This is a genomic window from Schaalia hyovaginalis (assembly GCF_014208035.1).
Classification (GTDB): Bacteria; Actinomycetota; Actinomycetes; order Actinomycetales; family Actinomycetaceae; genus Pauljensenia; species Pauljensenia hyovaginalis.
In genome coordinates this window covers 846,568-868,071 of record NZ_JACHMK010000001.1, presented here as the reverse complement: position 1 = coordinate 868,071, position 21,504 = coordinate 846,568, and the positions used below count along the sequence as shown (strand labels likewise).

At 63.8% G+C, this 21,504-nt stretch carries 18 protein-coding genes; 8 read left to right on the top strand and 10 right to left on the bottom strand.

All coding sequences use genetic code 11. The features are described from left to right. Positions 1 to 13 precede the first annotated feature (13 nt). Positions 14 to 3,781: an MMPL family transporter gene (locus tag HD592_RS03670; RefSeq protein WP_184451967.1), complete on the bottom strand. Its 3,768-nt coding sequence runs from the start codon at positions 3,779 to 3,781 to the stop codon at positions 14 to 16. A gap of 206 nt (positions 3,782 to 3,987) precedes the next feature. Here HD592_RS03670 and HD592_RS03665 point away from each other — a divergent pair, with 206 nt between their 5' ends. Further along, on the top strand, positions 3,988 to 4,875 hold the full coding sequence (locus tag HD592_RS03665) for an EamA family transporter (protein WP_184451965.1): 888 nt from the start codon (positions 3,988 to 3,990) through the stop codon (positions 4,873 to 4,875). Between the two features lie 37 nt (positions 4,876 to 4,912). On the opposite strand, the gene HD592_RS03660 is transcribed toward HD592_RS03665, so the two are convergent. Continuing rightward, the gene (locus HD592_RS03660) at positions 4,913 to 6,037 is read right to left on the bottom strand and encodes a putative ABC transporter permease (protein ID WP_184451963.1); all 1,125 of its coding nucleotides are present in this window, start codon (positions 6,035 to 6,037) and stop codon (positions 4,913 to 4,915) included. Further along, complete coding sequence (locus HD592_RS03655; protein WP_184451961.1) at positions 6,034 to 6,975, bottom strand: DMT family transporter; 942 nt, start codon at positions 6,973 to 6,975, stop codon at positions 6,034 to 6,036. The genes HD592_RS03660 and HD592_RS03655 overlap by 4 nt, the downstream gene beginning before the upstream one ends. A gap of 364 nt (positions 6,976 to 7,339) precedes the next feature. Here HD592_RS03655 and HD592_RS12575 point away from each other — a divergent pair, with 364 nt between their 5' ends. The 3 genes from HD592_RS12575 (at position 7,340) to HD592_RS03640 (ending at position 9,756) form a co-directional block, all read left to right on the top strand. Continuing rightward, entirely contained in the window at positions 7,340 to 7,612 is a 273-nt protein-coding gene (locus tag HD592_RS12575) for a carboxymuconolactone decarboxylase family protein (protein WP_281398991.1), read from the top strand. Between the two features lie 287 nt (positions 7,613 to 7,899). Continuing rightward, positions 7,900 to 8,817, top strand: coding sequence for a magnesium transporter CorA family protein (locus HD592_RS03645; protein WP_184451960.1), 918 nt, complete (start codon positions 7,900 to 7,902; stop codon positions 8,815 to 8,817). A 72-nt stretch (positions 8,818 to 8,889) separates the two neighbouring features. Next, the gene (locus tag HD592_RS03640; RefSeq protein ID WP_184451958.1) at positions 8,890 to 9,756 is read left to right on the top strand and encodes an aldo/keto reductase; all 867 of its coding nucleotides are present in this window, start codon (positions 8,890 to 8,892) and stop codon (positions 9,754 to 9,756) included. Between the two features lie 128 nt (positions 9,757 to 9,884). Here the strand turns inward: HD592_RS03640 and HD592_RS11880 are convergent, their stop codons facing one another. Beyond that, the gene (locus tag HD592_RS11880; RefSeq protein WP_221437807.1) at positions 9,885 to 10,841 is read right to left on the bottom strand and encodes an HsmA family protein; all 957 of its coding nucleotides are present in this window, start codon (positions 10,839 to 10,841) and stop codon (positions 9,885 to 9,887) included. 39 nt (positions 10,842 to 10,880) lie between these two features. Beyond that, positions 10,881 to 11,456, bottom strand: coding sequence for a TetR/AcrR family transcriptional regulator (locus HD592_RS03625; RefSeq protein WP_184451955.1), 576 nt, complete (start codon positions 11,454 to 11,456; stop codon positions 10,881 to 10,883). Between the two features lie 329 nt (positions 11,457 to 11,785). Between HD592_RS03625 and HD592_RS03620 the strand changes: the two genes are divergently transcribed. The 4 genes from HD592_RS03620 to HD592_RS03605 all read left to right on the top strand — a co-directional run bounded on the left by HD592_RS03620 (position 11,786) and on the right by HD592_RS03605 (position 14,641). Beyond that, positions 11,786 to 12,454, top strand: coding sequence for an HAD family hydrolase (locus HD592_RS03620; RefSeq protein ID WP_184451954.1), 669 nt, complete (start codon positions 11,786 to 11,788; stop codon positions 12,452 to 12,454). 183 nt (positions 12,455 to 12,637) lie between these two features. Beyond that, positions 12,638 to 13,015, top strand: coding sequence for a GntR family transcriptional regulator (locus tag HD592_RS03615; protein ID WP_184451952.1), 378 nt, complete (start codon positions 12,638 to 12,640; stop codon positions 13,013 to 13,015). Between the two features lie 28 nt (positions 13,016 to 13,043). Continuing rightward, the gene (locus tag HD592_RS03610) at positions 13,044 to 13,922 is read left to right on the top strand and encodes an ABC transporter ATP-binding protein (protein ID WP_184451950.1); all 879 of its coding nucleotides are present in this window, start codon (positions 13,044 to 13,046) and stop codon (positions 13,920 to 13,922) included. Then, positions 13,919 to 14,641 carry an ABC-2 transporter permease gene (locus HD592_RS03605; protein WP_184451948.1) on the top strand — a complete coding sequence of 241 codons (723 nt, stop codon included), beginning with the start codon at positions 13,919 to 13,921 and terminating at the stop codon, positions 14,639 to 14,641. The genes HD592_RS03610 and HD592_RS03605 overlap by 4 nt, the downstream gene beginning before the upstream one ends. A 223-nt stretch (positions 14,642 to 14,864) precedes the next feature. Here the strand turns inward: HD592_RS03605 and HD592_RS03600 are convergent, their stop codons facing one another. The 5 genes from HD592_RS03600 to HD592_RS03580 all read right to left on the bottom strand — a co-directional run bounded on the left by HD592_RS03600 (position 14,865) and on the right by HD592_RS03580 (position 21,313). Beyond that, positions 14,865 to 15,359: an HD domain-containing protein gene (locus tag HD592_RS03600; RefSeq protein ID WP_221437806.1), complete on the bottom strand. Its 495-nt coding sequence runs from the start codon at positions 15,357 to 15,359 to the stop codon at positions 14,865 to 14,867. Continuing rightward, positions 15,356 to 16,147 carry a putative ABC transporter permease gene (locus HD592_RS03595; RefSeq protein ID WP_184451947.1) on the bottom strand — a complete coding sequence of 264 codons (792 nt, stop codon included), beginning with the start codon at positions 16,145 to 16,147 and terminating at the stop codon, positions 15,356 to 15,358. The genes HD592_RS03600 and HD592_RS03595 overlap by 4 nt, the downstream gene beginning before the upstream one ends. A 377-nt stretch (positions 16,148 to 16,524) precedes the next feature. Next, positions 16,525 to 17,181 carry a type IV toxin-antitoxin system AbiEi family antitoxin domain-containing protein gene (locus HD592_RS03590; RefSeq protein WP_184451945.1) on the bottom strand — a complete coding sequence of 219 codons (657 nt, stop codon included), beginning with the start codon at positions 17,179 to 17,181 and terminating at the stop codon, positions 16,525 to 16,527. 360 nt (positions 17,182 to 17,541) lie between these two features. Further along, positions 17,542 to 19,461, bottom strand: a complete 1,920-nt coding sequence (locus HD592_RS03585; RefSeq protein ID WP_011526261.1) for a tetracycline resistance ribosomal protection protein Tet(W) — start codon at positions 19,459 to 19,461, stop codon at positions 17,542 to 17,544. A gap of 508 nt (positions 19,462 to 19,969) precedes the next feature. After that, positions 19,970 to 21,313, bottom strand: coding sequence for a plasmid recombination protein (locus HD592_RS03580; RefSeq protein WP_036376036.1), 1,344 nt, complete (start codon positions 21,311 to 21,313; stop codon positions 19,970 to 19,972). Between the last annotated feature and the right edge of the window lie 191 nt (positions 21,314 to 21,504).

Sequence of the window (21,504 nt, the reverse complement as noted above, 5' to 3'; positions counted from 1 at the left end):
TCCCTCGAGATCATCACTTTTCCGCATCGAAAGCATTACCCCCGTGGGGATCCGCCGAGGACGCGGTGATCCGGGTGGCGGATGCGAGGCTGCGCTCGACCTCAGGCGGGCGCTTCCTCCCCGTCTTCGCATGAGCGGCCGCTCCGAGCCTCGTCCTTCCGGCGACGAAGCGATCGAGGGCGACGAGGAGTCCCGGCAGCACGAAGAGGATGAGGGCGGTCGCGGCGAGTGCGCCGATCGCGATGGTTCGGCAGATCTGACCGACCGTGGGGTTCTCGAAGAGGAAGCCGAGGATCCCGGTGACGAGGATCATGATGGAGCCGGATGTGGCGATCGTGTGGATCGAGCGCTTGAGCGCGCGGCCGATCGCCTCCACGGGTTCGAGCGAGCGCCTGGCCTCGCGGTACTGCGTGGTGAGGAGGATGCCGTAGTCGATGGTCGCGCCCATGAGGATGCACTGCACCATGAGCTGGGCGAGGTAGTAGTTGGCGTAGCCCTGCAGTCCGATCGTCGTGGTCGTGAGGAAGACTCCGCATTGGACGAGGAGGACGAGGAGTGCGGGGACGGACAGGGAGAAGAAGGTGAGGGCGACGACGAGGAAGATCGCCCCCACCGTGAGGAGGGAGATGAGCGTCATCTCCGTGTCGAAGGATTGACGCATCTCGTGGATGAGCACGGAGTCCCCGACGAGACGGCACCCTCCTTCGAGGCCTTCGCAGCTCGAGAAGAGTCCGGAGACGAAGCGCTCGGTCTGTTCGGATTCGACGGGGAGCGTCGTGGTGATGATGAGCCGCGAGTGCTTCGCGCCGACGAGTTGGATGAGCGCCTTGGAGATCTTCTCGCGCGCGTCTTCAACGGCGGCGCGCGATTCGGCGTCGATGAAGGGAGCGAAGCGCTGATCGGGGAGGATCCTCGAGGTGAGCGCATCGACGAGTTCGGCGATCGACAGGGTCCTTCCCGTGCCGTCCCAGGTCTTCGCGGCGTGGGCGAGATAGGCGAGTCCGATCGATGCGGCGTCGGCCTCGGAGCCGATGCGGTGGAAGAAGGAGGCGAGCTGCGCGGGTGTGAAGGCCGTCTGCTCGGCTCCCGCGTCGATGATCGCCCGCAGGCGCCTGAGGTCCGTCGCCTGTTCGGAGGTGAAACGGCCCGCGGATTCGGGCGAGGTGAGGACCGTGTCGACGAGGAATGCGATCGCCGCCTGCGGGCTCATCCGCCACGAGCTCGAATCGGAGTATTTCGCGGTGCGCAGGAGCGCGAGTTGGCGTGCGTGCAGGTCCGAGATGCCCGTGAGGGAGGCGAGGGCCGCGGGCGTGTAGGCGCGCCCGGCGACCGTGTCGTTGACGATCCTGTGGAGGCGTTCGAGTTCACCCCTCCGGCTCGCGCTCATCGGATCGTTGACGAGGATCCCGACGATTTCACGAGGGGAATGGGTGCGCTGCGCGGCGTCCTGCGTCGCCCCCACCGCGTGGGCGAGGGCGAGGATCTGCGGATCGATTCCGGCGGCCCTGGCGAAGTCCGCGAGCGGCATCGGGGTCGACTTCGCGGTGGAAGCGGCGATCGTGTGGAGCGCGCGGAGCCTGGCGCCGGTGGCCGAGTCGATACCCGCTGCCGCACTGGCCGCGGGATCCGTCAGAACGTGCTGGACCAGTGCGTCGAGGAAGGCGATCGCTTCGGCCGCAGGGGGCGCGTCCGGCCCGGATCCACTCATGGGGTGGAGCAGGGCGAGGACGGCTTCGACCTGCTCGATGGGCATTGAGAAGAGGGCTGCCAGGCCCTGGGCGTCCATCGGGGTGGTGAGCGTCTTCTGCTCGGTGAAGGGTGCGAGGGCGGCGAGGGCCGTCGCCTGTTCCGCCGTCATGCCGCCCTGGTCGGCAGGGATCGCGCTTGAGAGCGCGCGAAGGGCGCTGAGGTGGGCCGCGGGCAGGGCCGAGACCCCACTGTAGGAGCCGGATTCGGCTGCGAGGCGCGCGTACAGGAGCGCCATCTGCGCGGGATCGGTTCCCAGCAGGGCGGCCATCTGCTCCGAGCCGATCGGCGTCGTCATCGTGGCGGCGTCGGTGAAGGGGGCGAGGGAGTGGGCCTGGATCATCGCCGAGGGGGCGAGCAGCGAGGCGTAGCGCGGATCGTTGGCGAGATCGTCGAGGAGGAAGTCGACGAACTGGGCGAGGGTCATCGAGTCGGCCTGAATCGTCGGGTCGCCCACGGCGTGCTGGAGGAGGATCCCTCGCGCGTCCTCTTCGCTCATGCGCAGGACGGGGGCGAGTTCGGCGGCGTCCATCGGCGTGGTCATCGCTGTTCGGTCGAGGTAGGGCATGAGCTCGTTCAGCCGCTCGCCGAGGCCCGGGGCCATTCGCGCCGATGCCTGCCGATCGGAGTGGAGGAATGAGATGAACTCCCGGAGCGTCATCTTCTCGGTCGCTTCACCGCCGTGGGCGAGGAAGTAGATGAGGCGCAGGGCCTCTTCATCGAGGGCCATCCCTCCCCCGTCGAGTTCTTCGAGGGCGGCCGCCATGTCGGGCAGGGTGCGCTGCGCGCCGATCGTCGTCGAATGGGCGGACACGGAGCGGACGAAGGGCTCGCCCTCGATCCGTTTCGCGAGTCGGGCGATGGCGTCCTCGTCCGTGTTCGCGTAGACGAGGACGATCGGGTTCTCCGTCGGGAAGACCTCGGCGATGGGATCGTCCTTGCTCAGGGTGTAGGCGATGGGGGTGCCGGCGGCGCTCACCCACGATCCCGCGAAGATGAGGATGAAGAATGCGGTGATCGGCTTGCGGAAGCGGTATTCGAAGCGGGCCAGGGGCGACATGTCCGGCTTGAGGTAGGGCTTGCGCGTCGCCGCCAGGGCCTTGTCGGAGAGGAGGATGAGCGTCGGCAGGACCGTGAAGACGCTGAGCATCGATAAGAAGACGCCTTTGGCGAGGGCGATGCCGAGGTCGAGCCCGATCCCCAGGGACATGAAGCACAGCATGAGGAGGCCGACGACGGTCGTCATCGAGGAGGAGACGATCGAGGAGAAGGCTCCGCGCAGGGCCTTCACCATCGCTTCGGTCTTCGAGTCCTCGAGTGCGCGCTCGTGCCGGTAGCGGTTCATGAGGATGATCGAGTAGTCCATGGAGAGGACCAGTTGGAGGATCGCCCCGATCGTGAAGGTGATGTCGGCGACCGAGCCGCGGATGAGGTTGGTCCCCAGGTTGAGGACGACGGCCATCCCGATCGCCAGGAGGAAGAGGAAGGGCTCGATCCACGAGGCCGACATGATGAGGAGGATCAGCGTGAGGAGGCCGACGGCGACGCCGATGATCCAGAGGGGGAGCTCAGCGGCCTGCGAGGGGTTGTCCGAACGGATCACCGGTTGCTCGGCGCGGAAGCGCTCCTCCACGGCCCCTTGGATCGCGCGGTCCGTTTCGGAGCCGTAGGGCGCGGTCGAGCGGAGGATGAAGAGGCTGTGTTCGCCTTTGCGGAAGGCATCGGATTCGGGGTCGAAGGCGACTTCCTCCACTCCGGGGATGTCTTCCATTTCGGAGACGATGCGCTGTTCTTCGCCGGCCGACAGCCCTTCGAACATCACGCGCGTCGTCGAAAGCTGTTCGGATGCCGGGAATTCCTCGTCCATGAGGGCGAGGCCGTCGCGCATCCGGGAGTCGTTGGGCAAGAACTCCGCCATGTCGGTGATGACGCCGACGCGTGGAGCCAGGAGCCCGGCGACGAGCGTCGCGAGGACCATGAGCGCGAAGATCGCGTAGCGGGCCCTCACGAGGAATCGCGCGATCGCGGCCGCCATGTCGCCCTCCCCCGATTCCTCGTCGCCATTGATGAGTGCTCTCAGTTTATCCGGTACTCGCTCGCGCCGAGGCAGGGCGGCGAACTCGCCTCCGCGCCGCCGGAGGGCGTAGGCCCTCCCGACTCAGATGCAGGCCCTCTTGAGCGTAGCCCCTCCGACTCGGGCGTAGCCTTGGGGGGATCCGTCGCGACCCGGAGGAGGATGTCATGTGGGCGCTCGATGCGGCCCTGTCCGCCCTGTTCGCGGGGCTCACCTCGATCCTCGCCAAACTCGGCGTGAGGTCGACCGACTCCGATGTCGCGACCGCCCTGCGGACGGCGATCGTCCTCGTCCTCGCGTGGGTCGTCTCCGTCCTGTCCGGGACCGTTTCCGGGATCGGCGCGATCCCGGCCTCGGCGTGGGGCTTCCTCATCGCCTCGGGCGCGGCGACGGGCGCCTCGTGGATCTGCTACTTCCACGCCCTCGCGAAAGGACCTGTGTCGGCGGTGACGCCGATCGACAAGGCGAGCACGCCCCTGACGGTGATCCTCGCCTTCCTGCTCCTGGGCGAGTCCGCCTCGCCCCTCAAGGTCCTCGCGCTCGTCGCTTATTTCGCGGGTGCACTCCTCATGCTCCCCGCGGCGCAGCCCTCCGATCCGGGCGTGGCACCGCCCTCGGAGCCGCACGGCGGGCCCTTCAACTCCTGGCTCCTGTGGGCGATCGGCTCGGCGGTGTTCGCGGCCCTCACCTCGATCCTCGGAAAAGTTGGCGTCGAGGGCGTCCCCTCGGACCTCGCGACGGCGATCCGGACTTGCGTCGTCGTCGTGCTGGCCTTCGCTATCGTCATCGGCCGCGGCAAGTGGCGCTTCGTCCGCGCGATCGACCGCCGCGAGCTCGGCTTCCTCATCGCCTCGGGTCTGGCGACCGGCGCCTCGTGGCTCTTCTTCTACCGGGCGCTGCGGATCGGTCCGGCGCACGGCGTCGTCCCGATCGACAAGCTCTCCTTCCTCGTTTCGCTCGTCTTCGCGCGCGTCGTCCTCGGCGAGCGCCTTTCGTCGCGGGCGCGGGCGGGCCTGGTCCTCGCCGTCGCGTCGACCGTCGCCCTCGCGCTGTGAGGCCGGAGCCCGGGGGCGTCGAGTCGGCCGACGGGCTTCAGGGGCCGGTGACCTCGAGCGGGGATGCGGGTTTGTCCCCGATCGTCATCGTCTCGAATCGGGTCTGCATGAAGCGCTCGTCGTAGTGGGAGTCGATGAAGGCGTCGATCGCACTGGTCGATGCGGCCCCCGCTTCGCGAGCCTGCCACCGGTCGAGGACGAGGAGCGTCATGCAGGCGTCGACGATGATGAACAGGGCCGTGGCGACGGTGAGGGCGGCGCGCCATGTGAGGGGGATCCGTTCGACGAGCTCGAGGAGGTCCGGGAGGAGGAGGCGGATCCAGACGAGTCCGAGGAGCCCCCAGGCGAGGCAGTGGGCGAGGTCGGTGCGCCCGTCGATGTTGAGGAGCTCCTTCGAGTAGTCCCAGGCGATGATGCCGAAGGAGTACTCCATCCACCAGCTCACCGCGAATTCGAAGGCGCCGCCGATCAGCGCCGATACGAGGACGATGACGGTCTTGGGGGAGTTCCACCACCGGTTGAGGGCGATCGTCATGAGGAGCGCCCCGAATCCGTAGATCGGCGAGAACGGCCCCCACAGGAGTCCGGCCCGGCTCTCCAGCGCGCCGACCGTCAGGAGGCGCCACAGGACTTCGATGCCGAGTCCGACGATCGAGGCGACGAGGAAGACCCAGAAGAGGTTGAAGAAGTTGAGGGGGATGTAGCCCCTTCGCTTCGGGTTGCCTCCCCTTTCCCAGGGGCGCCTCAGGCGGTGCCCCCGCCGCAGCTCGTCGTCCGTCGCGGTCTCGAAGCCGATGATGAGGGCCGCTTGGAGGAGGTAGTAGAGCTGCCAGAGTTCGATGCCGTTGCGTCCGACGTCGATGAGGAGGGCGACGATGACGGCGAAGAGCGTCGCGCGGACGAGGAGTTTCACGGACCTCGTCGCGACGACGAAGTCGTAGACGATGATGGTGACGCATCCGACGGCGTCGAGGGCGAGGACGCCGATGTGGATCCAGGTCATGGGGTCGCGCACCGGGGTCTGGGCGGCTGCGATGCCGAGGGCGACGTAGACGACGAGGACGACCGAGACGAGGGCGACGAGGAGGAAGACGGTCCTCGCAGCGATGCGGCGGGCTCTGCTCCAGGAGCGGATGGCGGCGGTGCCCGGTTTCGTTCTCACGGTTCTACGGTAGCGGCCGCGCGCCGAAAAGGCTTGGGCCGTGCGGCGTTCGCGATGTAGACGCCGAGGAGGATGAGTCCCATGCCGAGGATCTGGAGGAGGGTGACGCGTTCGCCGAGGACGGCGACGCCGGCGAGGATCGCGACGACGGCGGAGACGCCGACGAAGGAGGAGGTCGCGTTGACGCCGAGCTTGGCGATCGCCGTGTTCGCCGCGAAGAAGGCGATCATCGAGCAGGCGATCCCCTGGTAGACGACGGCTGCGCCGAAGCCCGTGTCGGCGAAGGGCAGGGTGAGGATCTCGCTGAGAGTCCCCGTCCGAAGGTGCTTCACGACGAGGATCGTTCCGAAGGATGCGGCGCCGCCGGCGAGCATGACGAAGGTGATTTCAACGCCGGTGAACTCGCGGGCGCGCTCGACGTAGACCGAGTAGAGGGAGTAGGCGAGGACGGCGAGGACGAGGATCGCGTATCCGCTCGGCGAGAAGGTGAGCTGGAGGCCTGTCGCGAGGACGGCGGTGACGACTCCGATGAGGGTCGTGATGATCCCGACGACCTGGCGCTGGGAGGGGCGTTTGCCGAGGATGACGGAGGATGCGGCGATCGCGGTGACGGGGATGCAGGCGAGGAAGACCCCTGATTCGGAGGCGCTCGTCCGCGCGATCCCGAAGGTCTCGCCGATGAAGTAGAGGAAGGGGTTGAGCAGGCAGATGAGGAGGAGGGGTTTCGGGTCCTTGCCCCGGAAGCTGGTCCGCAGGAGGCCGAGGGCCCGCAGGAGGACGATCGAGGCGAATGCGAGGAGGAATCTCCAGCCGAGGAGGTCGATCTCGTCAGCCGACTTCATCGCGTTCTTCGTGAAGGTGTAGGACAGGCCGAAGAGGATTTCGCAGACGAGGGCGGCGGCGACTCCGATGAGGATCCGCTTCCTGTCGTCGTTCATCGCCCTTCCCCGTTTCCCGATCCGTTTTGGGCACGGCCTCGTCGATCGGCATCGTTGATCGTCACCGCCGCCCGTCGGCCCAGCCTATCCGGATCGCCCGCGCCCCGCCGAAAGCATCACTTTCAGCCGCCGAAAGCATCACCTTGCCCCGCCGAAAGCATCACCTTGCCCCGCCGAAAGCATCACCTTGCCCCGCCGAAAGCATTCCCTCAGCCGACGGGGAGCATGACCGCCCGGGGTACGAGGGCGGGGCCGTTCGTCGGAACGGAGTCGGGCACTCGCCGGCCAGGATCGTCAGTGCGCGCGCTCGTATGAAGGGACGCACGCCTCGACCGATGGGCGCACACTGAAACATCGCACAGAAATGGTCGCGCAAACAGCCGGGCGCGATTCGCTCGGCGACTTCGCCCCGCAGTTCGCCGCCCTCAACGACGACGTCCTCTTCGGGCAGGCCCCGCCGATCCGCCCCGAGGAGCTCGACCTCAAGACCCGCTCGATCGTCACCGTCACCGCCCTCGTCTCCAAGGGCGTCGTCAACGAGTCGCTCCGCTACCACCTCGTCACGGCGAAGGCGAATGGCGTTTCCCGCTCCGAGATCGCGAACATCCTCACCCGCCTCGCCTTCTACGCGGGGTAGCCGAACGCGTGGGGCGCCTTCCGCTTCGCGAAGGACGTCTAGGGGCCCGAGGACGAGGGCGGGCACGGGGCCCGCGCCGACTCCTGGTTCTCGCACCTGGCGATCGCCGTTCCCGGCGAGAACGCCTCGAACGAGTGGCTCGCCCCGGTCGGCGACGAGGAGTACGCGGCCCTCTGAGCCGCCGCGTCCCCTCGTCGGTCGCGCGTACGATCGTCGACTGCGGGGTTCCTCGCCCCTCGCACCGTCCCAGCCGGAAGATTCCACCCAGGCCCCGAGGAGAGACGTCGATGCATTACCTCATCCGCGAAAGACTCGAAGCGTGCGAGATCGATGAGATCCCCGGTTCCGGGTCGCCTTTTGTCGCCGTCCTCACCCCGCAGGAGTGGGCCGCCGGACAGGACGCCTACGACATGGGGATCGAGTTCGACCCGGACATCACGGCCGCCCTCGACACCCAGGCGAGCGCGAACTACGACGCGATCACGGGGACGATCTTCATCCCCGACCGGGCCGACCCCGACCTCCCGGAGACCCGTTTCGCCTTCGCGCTCGATGAGAAGGGCGTCGTCTTCATCGACGCCGATCGCAACGCCGCCGCCCTCGTCACGGCGATCGCCCAGACGAAGCGGTGGAGGAAGCCCGGGCTCGAGCGCTTCCTCGCCGACTTCCTCTCCCAGATCATCAAGGGCGATCCGCAGGTCCTGCGCGAATACGAGCGCGAGCTCGACGCGATGGAGGCTGCGATCATGGAGGACCGGGCCGGGGACGCGCCGCAGCGGATCAACCACATGCGATCCGAGCTGCGCGACCTCGACGATCACTACGACCACCTCATGGATCTCATCACCCTCTTCGAGGAGAACGAGAACGGCTTCTTCGCCGAGGAGGACATCCGCTACTTCCGGACCGTGTACTCGCGCCTGGACAAGCTCCGCGACCAGTCGTCGTCCCTGCGCGACCAGGCGCTCCAGATGCGCGACCTCTACAAGATGCACCTCGACATCGAGCAGAACCACATCATGACGGTCCTCACCGTCGTGACCGTGATCTTCGCGCCGCTCACGCTCATCGCGGGCTGGTACGGCATGAACTTCGCGGACATGCCCGAGCTCTCCTCGGCCTGGGGCTACCCCGCGGTCATCGCGTTGTCGGCGCTGGTCGCGGTCGGTTCGCTCTTCTACTTCAAGAAGCGGAAGTGGCTGTAGGCGCGACGCGCGCCGGAGCCGGAGCCCTCATCCCCTTCAATGACCCCTTACATCAGGAAGAGAGATTCACCCATGATCCTCAACGAGACATTCACCTTGAACAATGGCGTCGAGATCCCCAAGCTCGCCCTCGGCACGTGGCTCATTGACGACGCCTCGGTCGCAGGCGCGGTCCGCGCGGCGATCGGGATCGGCTACCGCCACATCGACACCGCGCAGGCCTACGGGAACGAGCGCGGCGTCGGCGAGGCGGTCCGCACGAGCGGCGTCGCACGCGAGGAGCTCTTCGTCGTCTCGAAGGTCGCCGCCGAGCACAAGACTTACGAGGAGGCCGCGGCCGGGATCGAGCGCACGCTGGCGACGACGGGCCTGGACTACCTCGACATGATGATCATCCACTCGCCCCAGCCGTGGGCGGAGGTCAATCAGTCGCAGGACCGCCACGTCGAGGGGAATATCGCGGCCTATCGCGCTCTCGAGGACGCGCTTGGGGCGGGCAGGCTCCGCGCGATCGGCGTGTCGAACTTCCTCGAGGGCGATCTGCGCTCGATCCTGGACGCCTGCGAGGTGAGGCCCGCGGTCAATCAGGTGCTGGCGCACGTGGGCAATGTCCCCTTCGATCTCGCACGTTTCTGCGCCGATGAGGGGATCCTCGTCGAGGCCTACTCCCCCATCGCGCACGGCGAGGCCGCCCGGATCGAGGGGATCGCGCAGATGGCCGCGAAGTACGGCGTGACGGTCGCCCAGCTGTGCATCCGCTACGTCCTCCAGCTCGGCATGGTCGCGCTCCCGAAGACGAGGAACCCGGATCGCATGCGCGAGAACGCGGCGCTCGACTTCGAGATCGCCGAGCAGGACATGGCGCTCCTCAACGCCGCGGGCGGGCTGCCCGACTACGGTGAGAGCTCCTTCTTCCCCGTGTACGGCGGCAAGCTCTGATCGGCGTCGAGAATCGGCGTCGCGCGATGGCGTGAATCGCGGATGGACGAGGGCGGGGCGGCGGACCGCGAGGCGCACGCCCAGAGCCCAAGGGCTCGGGGTCGGCCGCCCGCCCTCTGACGCGCCCCTCAGGCGGCGGGCGCTTGAGCGCGGCCGAAGGAGTGGTAGGTCCAGCCCGCTCCCCTGCGGCGGTGCATGAGGAACCCGGCGCCCGTCAGGGCGAGCGCAGTGCCCAGGCCCGTGTAGAAGAAGGAGACGAACCAGGCGGGGATGAGGCCGACGACGCGCAGCCCGATTCCTCCACCCATCATGACCACCATGATGAGGTACCCCTTCGCGTCGAGGAAGCGCAGCGGGCTGGCCGCCTCTCCCGCGAGAGCGCGGATCCGCGCGGCGTTCTTCTTGACGATGCGGCCGAACATCGCGTGGAAGGCCGTGAAGACCGCGAGCCCGCCGATCAGGAGGAGGGCGATGACGGGGAGCTGAGCGCCGCCGAGTTCGGCGGCCGCGCGAAGGCCGATGTTGACGACGTTGAGGCCTGCGATGATCCACACGATTCCGGCGACGACGAGCAGGTTCTCGCGCCGCACGGCGAGGATCGGCGCGCCTTCGCGGGTCCGACGGCCGGTCAGTTCGAGGACGAGGGCGAGAGCCGCGACGAGGCTTGCGGCGAGGAGCGTCACCCCTGCGTCGGACAGGCTCAGCCCCGGGATGCCGAGGAGCATCCCGATGAGGTACGGGATGAGCCAGAAGAGCCAGACGATGCGCGAGAGGGTGTGGAACTGGGCGAGACGGCGCTGATCCTTGCAGGCGAGGACGATGCTCGCCCACACCGCGTGGACCGCCATGAGGACGAGGGGGATCGCGCCGGTCGCCGCGTGGAGGCCGGAGCCGGCGCCGTCATCGGCTGAGGCGATTCGCCCCATGATCGAGGTGCCGATCGAGTCGAAGGCGAAGCCCGCCCAGAAGAAGCCGAGGTGGCGTCCGGTGAGGACTCCGGCGCGCTGTTCGCCGAAGACCCCGATCGTGTAGAGGAGGAGGGCTGTGGTGATGGCGGCGATGGCCGCCCCCAGCATGGGGGTCATGGGGTCGTTCCTTCAATGGTGAGAAGCACGGGCGGGGGATCATTCGCTCGGATGGGCGCTGTAGAGCGCGCGCTCCAGGAGGGCGAAGAGGGTGTCGAGGTCTTCCTTGTCGCGAAGCGCGGCGATGAGCCGGTCGGTGACGAAGGAGGCGAGGGCTTCGGGGTCGAGCGGACCGACGAGCACGCCGGGGGCGATCCGCGGGTCGGTGCGCAGGACCTGGACGAGTCCGTGGCGCATGTGCCCGAGTCGGGCGAGGGCGGCCTCTCGGCCGCGTTCGCGCTCGTCTCGCGGCAGTGTTTGGATCTCGGTGAGCCAGGTCGAGGCGTACTCCCCCATGAGTTCATCCATCGCCGTTTTGAAACGACGGATGAAGCGGACGAAGCCCTCGTCGGGTTCGGCGCGGCAGAAGTCCTCGACGATGCTCCGCGCGAAGAAGCGTTCGACGACGGCGAAGACGAGGTCGGCCTTCGTCGGGAAGTAGGTGTAGACCGAGCCGATGGAGATCGAGCATGCTGCGGCGAGCTTGCGGATGGACAGGGCGCTGAGCCCTTCTTCTTCCGCAATGGTGTAGGCGGCGTCGATGAGTCGGGGCTTATCGATGACCTGCTTCGGCATAGGGCCGCCTCCTGCGGAACAAATACTGAACACTGTTCAATGAACAGTGTTCAGTATTGTGCGCATCCCCTCCCTCGTCAAGCCGGACAGGCGCTCCCGCAGGCCGCTCCTCAGCCCTACCACTCCGCCCCTCAAGCAGAGCGGGCCCCTCACACTCCCCAAAAAGTGACCAACATGCGCTCGACGCATGCGCGCAGCCCCTCTTGGGCGCTTTTCGAGGAATGGCGGCGCAGGAGCCGCCCGCACCGGAGCCCGCACGCACCGAAAGCCTGCTCTCCCACTATCTTTGAAGGAGGGCGAGCACGGGGCTCGCAGCCAAAGGAGGGCCGATGATCCGCGCCGTCATCTTCGACTTCGACGGACTGCTGGTGGACTCGGAGACGCTTTTCCACCGCGTCTACGCCGAGATCCTCGCCGACTACGGGCACGCTTTCACCCGCGACGACTACTCGACCGGTTATGCGGGCAGGCCCGTTCCCGCGATCGCCCGGGCTTTCGTCGCCGATTTCGGGCTCCCAGTGTCCAGCGAGGAGGTCGCTCGGCGGATTCACGCCGACGAGGCCGTCCTCCGCGCCGAAGGCGTGCCCCTCAAGCCCGGCGCCCGCGAATTGCTGGAGCATCTCAAGACGCACGGCTATGGGATAGCAGTCGCCTCCTCGTCGCTAAGGTCCCGCGCGATGAGCATCCTCGAGCAGCACGGGCTCGCCGGCTTTTTCGCGGCGAGCGCCTTCGCCGAGGACATCTCCCGCGGCAAGCCCGACCCGGAGGTCTTCCTCCTCGCCGCGTCCCGCCTCGGCATCGATCCGAGCGAGTGCCTCGTGCTCGAGGATTCGACGATGGGGATCGAGGCGGCGGTCAAGGCGGGAATGCGGGTGATCTGCATTCCGGATATGCAGGCGCCGGACGAGGAGCACCGCGCGATGGCGACCGCCGTGGCCGACGGCCTCAATGACGTCATCGGATTCCTCTTTGGCCCCGAGGGCGCCGACAGGGCTTAGGCGAACCCCTCCCAAGAAAGGACGGGAGGCGCGCAGGCCTCAATGAGGGCCGCGATCTCCTCGATATAGCCTGCGCACCCGCAGCGAAACTCCTTGACCGGTGTGCATATTGCATATACACTCCATAATCAGATGCATCGGTCATCGGGTTCCTCGCGGCCGCGAGGAACCCTCAGGAGAACTATGGACATCATCATCTCGAACTCGTCGAACAAGCCTATCTACGAGCAGATCGCGAGCCGGATCCGCGATGCGATCCTCTCGGGCGAACTCGCGCCCGGACAGGCGCTCCCCTCGATCCGGGCGCTCGCGAACGACCTCAAGGTCAGCGTGATCACGACGAAACGAGCCTACGCCGACCTTGAAGCAGCGGGCTTCATCGACTCCGTCCAGGGCAAGGGCAGCTTCGTCACCGGCGGCAGCCTCGAACTGCAACGGGAGGAGGCCCTGCGCACCCTCGAATCAAGGCTCGCCGCGATCGTCGAGGACGGGGCCGCCCTCGGACTCGACGCCAAGGACCTCCACGAGATGATCGATCTCCTCGCCGCAGATGCACGATGAGCGCAGCGGCGAACCGAAAGGACCATCGATGAGCGACATTCTGAGGGTCACCGGCCTGAAGAAGACCTACCCCGGTTTCACCCTCGACGGCGTGAACCTGAACGTCGAAGCGGGCACGATCGCCGGATTCGTCGGGCGCAACGGCGCCGGGAAGACGACGACGATCAAAACGATCCTCGGTCTCACCTCCCCCGACGAGGGCGAGATCAGAGTCTTCGGCGAAGACCCCCGCTCAAGTGAGAATGTGCGGACTCGCCTCCTCGAAAGGATCGGAGTCGTCCTCGACACCTGCCCCTTCCCCGAGCAGCTCCGGGTACGCGCCCTCGGCCCGATCGGCCGGACGAACTACCCGCGATGGAACGACGCACTCTTCGCGCGCCACCTCGACGCCTTCAGCCTCGACCCGAAGAAGAGGATCAAGGACCTTTCGCGCGGCATGGGCATGAAGCTCCAGATCGCCTTCGCCCTGGCCCACGAACCCGACCTCCTCATCTGCGACGAGGCGACCGCCGGCCTCGACCCGATGGCCCGCGCTGAGACGATCGACATCCTCCTCGATTTCGTCGCCGAGGGCGAGCGCGCCATCCTGCTGTCCACGCACATCACGAGCGACCTCGACGCCTGCGCCGACACGGTCACCTGCATCGACGCGGGCCGCGCGGTCTTCTCTTTGACCAAGGAGGAGATCACGGGACTGGCCGGCGTCGCCATCTGCTCGAGCACCGACCTCGAGGCGCTTCGCGCCGAGTCCGCCCTCGACGATGCGGTGGCTATCGTCCCCGGCGCCTACAGCACCGAAGTCCTCGTCCGCGACCGTTTCGCATTCGCTGAGCGCTTCGGCCGGATCGCACTCGAGCCCGCAACGGTGGAGAAGTACATGCTCATGACTCTGGGAGGTCGGCGATGAAGAAAGTAATCATGACGGATCTCGCCATCACGAAGGTGCAGCTGTCGCTGACCGCCGCCGTGTGCCTCGTCCTCGGAATCTTCATGACGGCGGCGATGGATACGCCCCTCGTCATCGGCGCACCGCTGGCGATCTTCCTCCCCTACACGCTCTCATTGAGGCTCTGGGCGAATGACGACCAGAACGGGTGGGGCCTCTTCCACCTCGCAATGCCTCAAGCGCGCCGCTCACTCATCATCGGCCGCTACCTCGAAACCCTGAGCGCGATGTGCGTCTCCTTCCTGCTCGGCTCGCTCGTCTCGTGGACCTACGGCCTTGTCATCACGCCGACACTCCCGTCCGGCTCCGATCTCGACTCGGTTTTCACCATCGCCTCCCCCACCGCTCTGGGGATCTTCGTCTGCGCCGTATCGGCACTGATCGCGGGCATCTCCGTAGCACTATCCACGCCCTTGTTCGCCGCGATCGGCGCGAAGGGCGCCGCCGCCTTCGTCCCGATGCTCACGATGTTCGCACTCGCATTCCTCATCGGCGGAGGCTCCTCCTTCGCCGCGTCCTCCGGCTTCGGCGATCGCCTCAGGGCCGTGCTCCCCGCCGCGCTTGCGACACCGAGCGGACTGCTGCTGTTCCTCCTCGGGGCGTTCACCCTGTTGACGCTCGCCCTCCTCGCGCTCTCCTGCGCCATCGCCGTGAAGCTCTACGAGAGACGGGAGTTCTGACCCGGAGTCGTCCGGCGGGATGAGCGTCCGCGCAGAAGACAGCAATGCCTTCGGCCCGCCCGTCCCACCGGTGACGGGAAGGCGAGCCACGCATGAGGAAGCGCTGGCTGACTCAAACCGATACAGGCGCCTGCCGGCCGAAGACACGCATGTCTGCCGAAGCTCGGGGGTTTCGCACCGGCACCGCCACCGTCGGATGGCGGCAGGACCGACTCGCCGGGCTTCAGGGCTTGTCGCGGGCGGCGCCGCGCATGAACAGCGTCTCCTCGAGCGAGCACCATTTGTCCGCGAAACAGACCAGCCACGCCTCCCGGCACCGGGGGACGCGGGTCGGGGGGAGCGGCCACATGTGCGCGGCGATGATGTTGCGCTCCCTATCGGTGAGGAGGAAATCCTCCTCCGCGTTCTTCAACGCTCTCAGGGGATGCTTCGTCGCATGCCCCTTGATGTTGGGATCGTGCCAGTCGTAGAGATAGTAGTCGTGGAGAATGGCGCCCCGGATGAGCTCGTCTTCGCTGACCCGGATGCCCAGTTTTCGCGAACAGGCCAGAGCCCTGTCGGCGACCCTCAGGACGTGCTCAAGCGTGGAAACGCTTCCGTGCTGGATGTAACGCCCCATCTCGGCGACGCGCCCCGTCCTCGCAAGTTCATCGGCCGTTTCCCTGACTTGCAGCGCCAAACGGGTCTTCCCCGTCCCCATGAGAGCCCGTCCCGTCATTCTTCTCCTCGATCCTGAACGGCGCGACGGATGGTATCGACTTTCTCCCGTACGCCCTCCGAGCGGAATCTGCGCAGTTGCACCAGAATGCGCAACTGCCGTCCGCTCAATTGGGCGACGACGTAATCAAGTCCGCCCTGCCGTCCGATGATCTTCCTGACACCGCCGTTCAGGCGATCCGATACCGAGCGTACGGCGCCGACCGCCTGTTCGACGCGCATGCTCGCATATCCGTTCGCGGATTCATCGATTCCGACGATCTTCTCCTTGAGGTCGCTGAGAATGATGACCGTCGCCGTCGTATCGCACGCCACCAGGGCGACCGACACCAGCGCAATAACCTCGAATGCACCTGGGCTGATGCGCATCGCGGCCTCGTTGAGCAGCGGCGCGAGGACGGAGGCGATGAAGACCCCTGCGGCGCCGAACAGAAGCGATGCGGGCAGGCAGATACGACCGTTGAGGTTCGCGGGCAGGTCCGAGTAGTCCCACCACACGGCTCCGAACAGCCGCTCGAGGGCGACCGAGACGCCGTATTCGAGGACGGCGCTTCCTCCCATACTGACGAGGAAGACGGCCCAGGCGGGAAAATCCGCCATCAGTGCTCCGGGCCTGCCGAAGAGCAGGAGCCCGGCGACGACGCCGAAGCCGTATATCGGGCACAGGGGGCCGAAGAGGAATCCGCGCCGCTCCCATCGGCCGTTGCGCACGATGCTGTAGGCGGACTCGAAGAGCCATCCGGCGATCGAGGCGAGCATGAACCAGACGATGTATGCGCTCAGACTCATCGCGCCCCGCTCACTGCCATGGAACGAGTATCCTCCATCTTCGCAGTGAGGTCATCCTCAGTCGTCGGCCTACTCCCAGCCAATCGCGGCATCGCCCGTGCTGATGCGGTCAGCGAAACGGGAGAGCCGGAGATTCTTCGGCCTTCCCATCACCGAAAGCGTGCAGTCAGGCCCTGAAGATCCCATCCTTGCAAAACCCGAAGGTTCTCCATGCTCTCCCGCCCGACGACGGGCAAAGCGTCGAGCGGCGCTCATTCGAAGACGTAGATATCTATTCTCATCCGCACGTTGTCGGCTTCCAGGTCATGCCTTCGGCTTCTGCCCCGCCGCGGCGGCGGCCTTGACCGCCATCTCGAGCGCGGCGGCGCTCTTGTACTTCATGTTTGCGCCTCCTTCCCGAGAAGTCCGGAGTCCTCCATCAGGCCTTGGTGAATCCCGCGCCCCCGCCTTTCACCGTAACGACCTTCGAGCAGCCTCTGGAGTCTCCCGTAGTCGAAGTCGGGGAACTTCCTCGAAGCGTCGCCCAGGACATCCGCCACCAGCGAGAGCTCCTCATCGTCCACGACGAGGTCGAACACAGTGCGCTCGGGGCACGTCACAGGGAACCCCGATGCGAACCTCACCTCGTTGCGCGCCACCTCGCGCCTGGCAAAACTCGCCGACGGATTCCTCGTATTCATCCTCCCGGAGGCGTATATCCGATACGGCGAGAGGTGCAGGTCTCCGATCTCGAGGAGGGCGGAGGCAGTGGAGCCCCCAACGGCGATGCCGTCCCACTCCGGGACTCGCATCCTCTCGTGGGAGAACTTCGCCGGGGCGGTGAGCTTCCATATCGCCGCCAGTTCATCCGTGAAGGAGGAGCCGGACCCCACCATCCGGTAGGCGCCTCGCACGATGCGCTCGAGGCGGCCGGACTCGACCGCGTCGTGCAGGGCGTCGCGCGGGATGCCCATGCGCTTCGCCTGGGCCGTGGTGAAGACGCCTTCGGAATCGGAGAGCCGCGCGATGGCCCCTACGTGATTCGAAGCACCCATGTCGCAATTGCAGGCTTTTACCCCACAATTGCGACACCGCACCTCCAATTCAAGCGCTTTGTCTCCGCATGAGCGCACGAAGCACTACTCGACACCGCTTCCTGGCAGCAGCCGGATTCGACCTACTCCCACTCGTTGTTGGGCATCATATTTAACGGATTTTGCTTCATAAATTTGATACCTCATTTTTTTGATTATTTGATGTGTCCATATTATCCAGCCCTATACGATGGGCTGTTATCAAATTGTTATCGGTGGTGATAACGGGGGGTAGCAGGGTTGTTGTTTTCTCTGGTGGTTTACAACTACATTTTACCACGAAAGGCAGGGAAATGCAATAACCATCCTTGCTGTGGCGTATCAAGGAATCTTACTGAACATATGGCGCACCTTATCCAAACGGCTGTTTGGACGACGGGGCTGGATGATTGGCTCGCCGACAGTGGCCTGATACCCTTTCAGTTCCGTCAGGCACACACTCCGCCCGTTGGTGTAAAAGGCCAAATCAGTACGGTATGCCTGTATGCAACGGGCGGGAATCTCGCCAGTAAAGACAACTTCATCCTTTTTTATCTGGGCCGTTTCGATGGTGGCACAGTATTTCGGCGCATCATGATAAGCCCTGGAAAGGTATTCCTGGGGCGCATAGAGGGTGAAGGAGAGATAAGGTTCCAGCAACTGCGTCCCAGATTTCTTCAATGCCTGTTCCAATACAATCGGGGCCAATGAGCGGAAGTCCGCCGGCGTACTGACCGGGCTATAGTAAAGTCCGTATTCAAAGCAAATCTTACAGTCCGTTACGTTCCAGCCACACAAGCCTTGCCCCAAACCGTAACGGATACCATCCATGACAGCGTTTTGAAAACTCTGGTTCAGGTATCCCAGGGAAACCCGGCTCTCGTATTTTACACCGGAGCCAAGCGGGAGCGGTGTAACAGACAGTCCGATAGATGCCCAAAACGGGTTAGGCGGCACCTCGATATGGATGGTGTGACTGGCCACTTTGAGCGGCCGCTCTAAATAAATGACGGTGGGTTCCTTCACTGCTGTTTCAATCTTGTATTTTTCCGTCAGCAAAGCGGAAACAACCTCCAACTGCATCCGACCCAAAAAAGAAAGAATGATCTCATGGGTGGTGGAATCCACCTCGTAGTGCAAAAGCGGGTCAGTATCCGCAATTTGCGTAAGAGCGTCCAGCAACCGGTCTCTTTGCTCTGCCGTTTTTGGCGTAATCGTCGTCCGCAGCATAGGGAAGGGAACATCACTCCACATTTCACGAGGAAGTTGGGTTTTGTCCCCCAATATATCGTTTAATCTCAAGCTGTCGCTGGGAAGGATGACAATTTCGCCCTTATGGGCGGTATCTGTCCGAACAATCTCCCCTTTGGATGGAATACGCATCTCTGTGATTTTCAGCTTTTCTCTCCCGGCTAGGGCCACCGTATCCCGCAGACGCAGCGTTCCGCTGTATAGCCGCAGATAGACAAGCCTCTGGCCGCAATCTGTATACTCCACCTTAAAAACTCTACCGCACAGGGCGGCGCTCCCCTGTTCCTTGGTCGATTGGAACAGCCCTATCACCGCATCCATCAACTGTTGAATGCCAAGGCCGTTTTTGGCGCTACCATGATAGACCGGGAGCAGGGAGGCGTCTTGAACTCGCCGCTGTTCTTCTTGCGCAAGTTCTTTCTGACTGATTGATTCTCCTGCGATATACTTTGCCAATAACTCATCGTTATTTTCGATGACCGAATCCCACACCTCTGCACTAGTGTTTTCTGTCAGAGTTATTTTCGAGGACAGCGACACTGTCTGCTTGATGATAATATCAGCGGAGAGCTTATCCCGAACAGACTGATATACGCTCTCCAAATCAATGCCAACCTGGTCGATCTTGTTGATAAAGATAATGGTGGGGATGTTCAATTTCCGTAGGGCATGGAACAGAACACGGGTCTGGGCCTGCACGCCATCTTTAGCGGAGAGCACCAAGATGGCCCCGTCCAAAACAGCCAGAGAGCGGTATACCTCTGCCAAGAAATCCATGTGGCCGGGAGTATCCACAATATTGACTTTACAACTGTGCCACTGGAAAGAAGTGACTGCCGTTTGAATGGTAATTCCACGCTGCCGCTCCAAAAACATAGTGTCCGTTCTCGTTGTCCCTTTTTCGACGCTCCCCGGCTCTGAAATGGTTCCGCTGGCATACAGCAGGCTTTCTGTCAGTGTCGTCTTGCCCGCATCTACATGGGCAAGAATCCCGATATTGATAATGTTCATGTCTATCCTCCATACAAGGCCCAAAAGGGCGCAAAAATCCCCAGCGGCAAATACTTTTACCGCTGGGGATCATGACTTCGGATACATAGAAACGCATTCAGCTAACATGAGCCGTTATCCGTCACGATATTTGATAAAAAGGCAAAAGCATTCTTAAATTGGGTACAAAAACCAAGCCCCTGCAAGGGGCAATTATTTTTGTGCCCATTATCAAATTTTATTTAAGAATACCTTGCCGCATGTTGAATAGACTCCTCAAATCAGGATGACAGCAGTATAGCATAGCACACTCTAAAATGCAAGAAGTTTTTACCCGCTGTCCCAAATAAATCAGGAGGGCATTCACCGGGACACCCTCCGATTTGGGGCCTCATGCGCAAATAATTTCTGTGTCCACGATTTCCGCCGCACACGCCCGAATATTGTTAGTCCCTCTGCAACTCATACCACAGACCGTTGCCCTCGTCAAAGATGTACTTTTCCATGAAATTACCTCCATTTTTTGTGATTATCGTGCGCCTACCCTTATTTTTGACCTTGCACCCCATTTCTGCTCCTTTTCGACCTGTTCCTGCTGGTAAGCTGCCTCCAGTATCCTGTCCGCCTGTTCCGGGCCAATGGCCCGTCTGACCCGCTCATAGTCCCTGACTTGCCCTTTCAAGCCGTCCCTCTCGGCACAAACCTCATAAATCCTGGCTGACAGGGAGCCGTTCTTACTGACCTCACGATCATAGGCGCTCTGCAACCGCTCAAACTTGCTCTTGAGGTCGAAGTAGGCCCGGTAGACGGAGCGCAGCACCTTGACGATCTTCTCCCAAAGGGGCTTGGCCTTTTTCTCCCGGTAGGACTTGGCCGATTCCAGCGGCCCCGCCTCCGGCAGCGTCCGCTCCGGGTCGTCGGAGAAGTCCGCCGCCAGTTTCTCCATGCCCTTGAGCAAGGGCGCTACATCGTCCAGCTTAGCCCTGGCCTGGGCCGCTTTCTTCTCAGCTGATGCTGCCTCCTTATTCTTTTTGTCGGCCTCAACCTGGGCCAGCGCCGACACCTCTTGAAGCTGTGCAAGCCGTTCCTGCTCACGCTCCGTCTTGAACTGCGTAACAGTCAAATGTTCTTCGGAACTACCACGTTCCCCACGCTCTACATCGTCATAGCCAGCGGAGCGCATATGCTCAAAGAAATCATCTTGCAGGACACTGTACGACTTTCGTAGAACGGGTTTGCCCTTAGCTGTGCGTAACGGCTCCCCGGTAGTTTCGTCCAGAATGGGCTTGGACGCCCACTTCTTGCTCATGCTCACCTGCATGATCGTTTCCTTGACCTTGCCCACCAGGGACTTGTCCTTGCACCGCTTTGTCCAGCGTATCTCCTTCTCCACTACCGGGATATAAACCACATGGAGGTGGTAGTGGTACACGTCCTCCCCCAGCGCCTCGGACATGGCCCGGTTGCGCTCGTCAGCGTGCATGACCGCCGACAAAATATACTGCTCTCCGCCCACGATTTTGATTGCGGCTTTATAGGCTTCGGTGTAAAATTGTTTTGCGAAGTCATACCCGCCGTGATTGTAGAAGTAAGCGGAGTTTACATCAAAGACCAACTCACCGTATCGAAAGGCATCCTCCTTGATGCCACGGGTGGAGATCACGCCGTCGGCCTCCATTTGAGCAAACATCTCCCGATACCCGGCAGACGGGGTTTTGAAATGGACATTGAGCGGCGTCCGCTCCAGTACAATGTCCTGATTGACATAGGAATCCTTCTCACGCTCGTTGTGCTGCTGGGTGTTACCGATCTTGGTTTCGGTCAGCCTCATATTTCTTGCGTTGGTACGGTCAATACCGTCGCCTCTCGCCATAGGCAAAAATCCTCCTGTTTCAGATGTTGGGTTGTTGAAAGAGGACGGGGGTTCGGGGGAGGCACTTCCTGCAGGAAGTGTAATAACTCACTATGACACTTTCATCCCTTCGGTCTGCAAAGTGTCGTGGGCTCTCCGAGGGGGTGTGGGGGCTTTGCCCCCGGCAACTGCGGTTGCCTCCCCCAGCAGGG

Coding starts and splice junctions, on each gene's coding strand:
- HD592_RS03670 (WP_184451967.1), bottom strand. CDS start 3,781: ATGGCGGCCGCGATCGCGCGATTCCTCGTGAGGGCCCGCTACGCGATC.
- HD592_RS03665 (WP_184451965.1), top strand. CDS start 3,988: ATGTGGGCGCTCGATGCGGCCCTGTCCGCCCTGTTCGCGGGGCTCACC.
- HD592_RS03655 (WP_184451961.1), bottom strand. CDS start 6,975: ATGAACGACGACAGGAAGCGGATCCTCATCGGAGTCGCCGCCGCCCTC.
- HD592_RS12575 (WP_281398991.1), top strand. CDS start 7,340: ATGGTCGCGCAAACAGCCGGGCGCGATTCGCTCGGCGACTTCGCCCCG.
- HD592_RS03645 (WP_184451960.1), top strand. CDS start 7,900: ATGCATTACCTCATCCGCGAAAGACTCGAAGCGTGCGAGATCGATGAG.
- HD592_RS03640 (WP_184451958.1), top strand. CDS start 8,890: ATGATCCTCAACGAGACATTCACCTTGAACAATGGCGTCGAGATCCCC.
- HD592_RS11880 (WP_221437807.1), bottom strand. CDS start 10,841: ATGACCCCCATGCTGGGGGCGGCCATCGCCGCCATCACCACAGCCCTC.
- HD592_RS03625 (WP_184451955.1), bottom strand. CDS start 11,456: ATGCCGAAGCAGGTCATCGATAAGCCCCGACTCATCGACGCCGCCTAC.
- HD592_RS03620 (WP_184451954.1), top strand. CDS start 11,786: ATGATCCGCGCCGTCATCTTCGACTTCGACGGACTGCTGGTGGACTCG.
- HD592_RS03615 (WP_184451952.1), top strand. CDS start 12,638: ATGGACATCATCATCTCGAACTCGTCGAACAAGCCTATCTACGAGCAG.
- HD592_RS03610 (WP_184451950.1), top strand. CDS start 13,044: ATGAGCGACATTCTGAGGGTCACCGGCCTGAAGAAGACCTACCCCGGT.
- HD592_RS03605 (WP_184451948.1), top strand. CDS start 13,919: ATGAAGAAAGTAATCATGACGGATCTCGCCATCACGAAGGTGCAGCTG.
- HD592_RS03600 (WP_221437806.1), bottom strand. CDS start 15,359: ATGACGGGACGGGCTCTCATGGGGACGGGGAAGACCCGTTTGGCGCTG.
- HD592_RS03595 (WP_184451947.1), bottom strand. CDS start 16,147: ATGAGTCTGAGCGCATACATCGTCTGGTTCATGCTCGCCTCGATCGCC.
- HD592_RS03590 (WP_184451945.1), bottom strand. CDS start 17,181: ATGGGTGCTTCGAATCACGTAGGGGCCATCGCGCGGCTCTCCGATTCC.
- HD592_RS03585 (WP_011526261.1), bottom strand. CDS start 19,461: ATGAACATTATCAATATCGGGATTCTTGCCCATGTAGATGCGGGCAAG.
- HD592_RS03580 (WP_036376036.1), bottom strand. CDS start 21,313: ATGGCGAGAGGCGACGGTATTGACCGTACCAACGCAAGAAATATGAGG.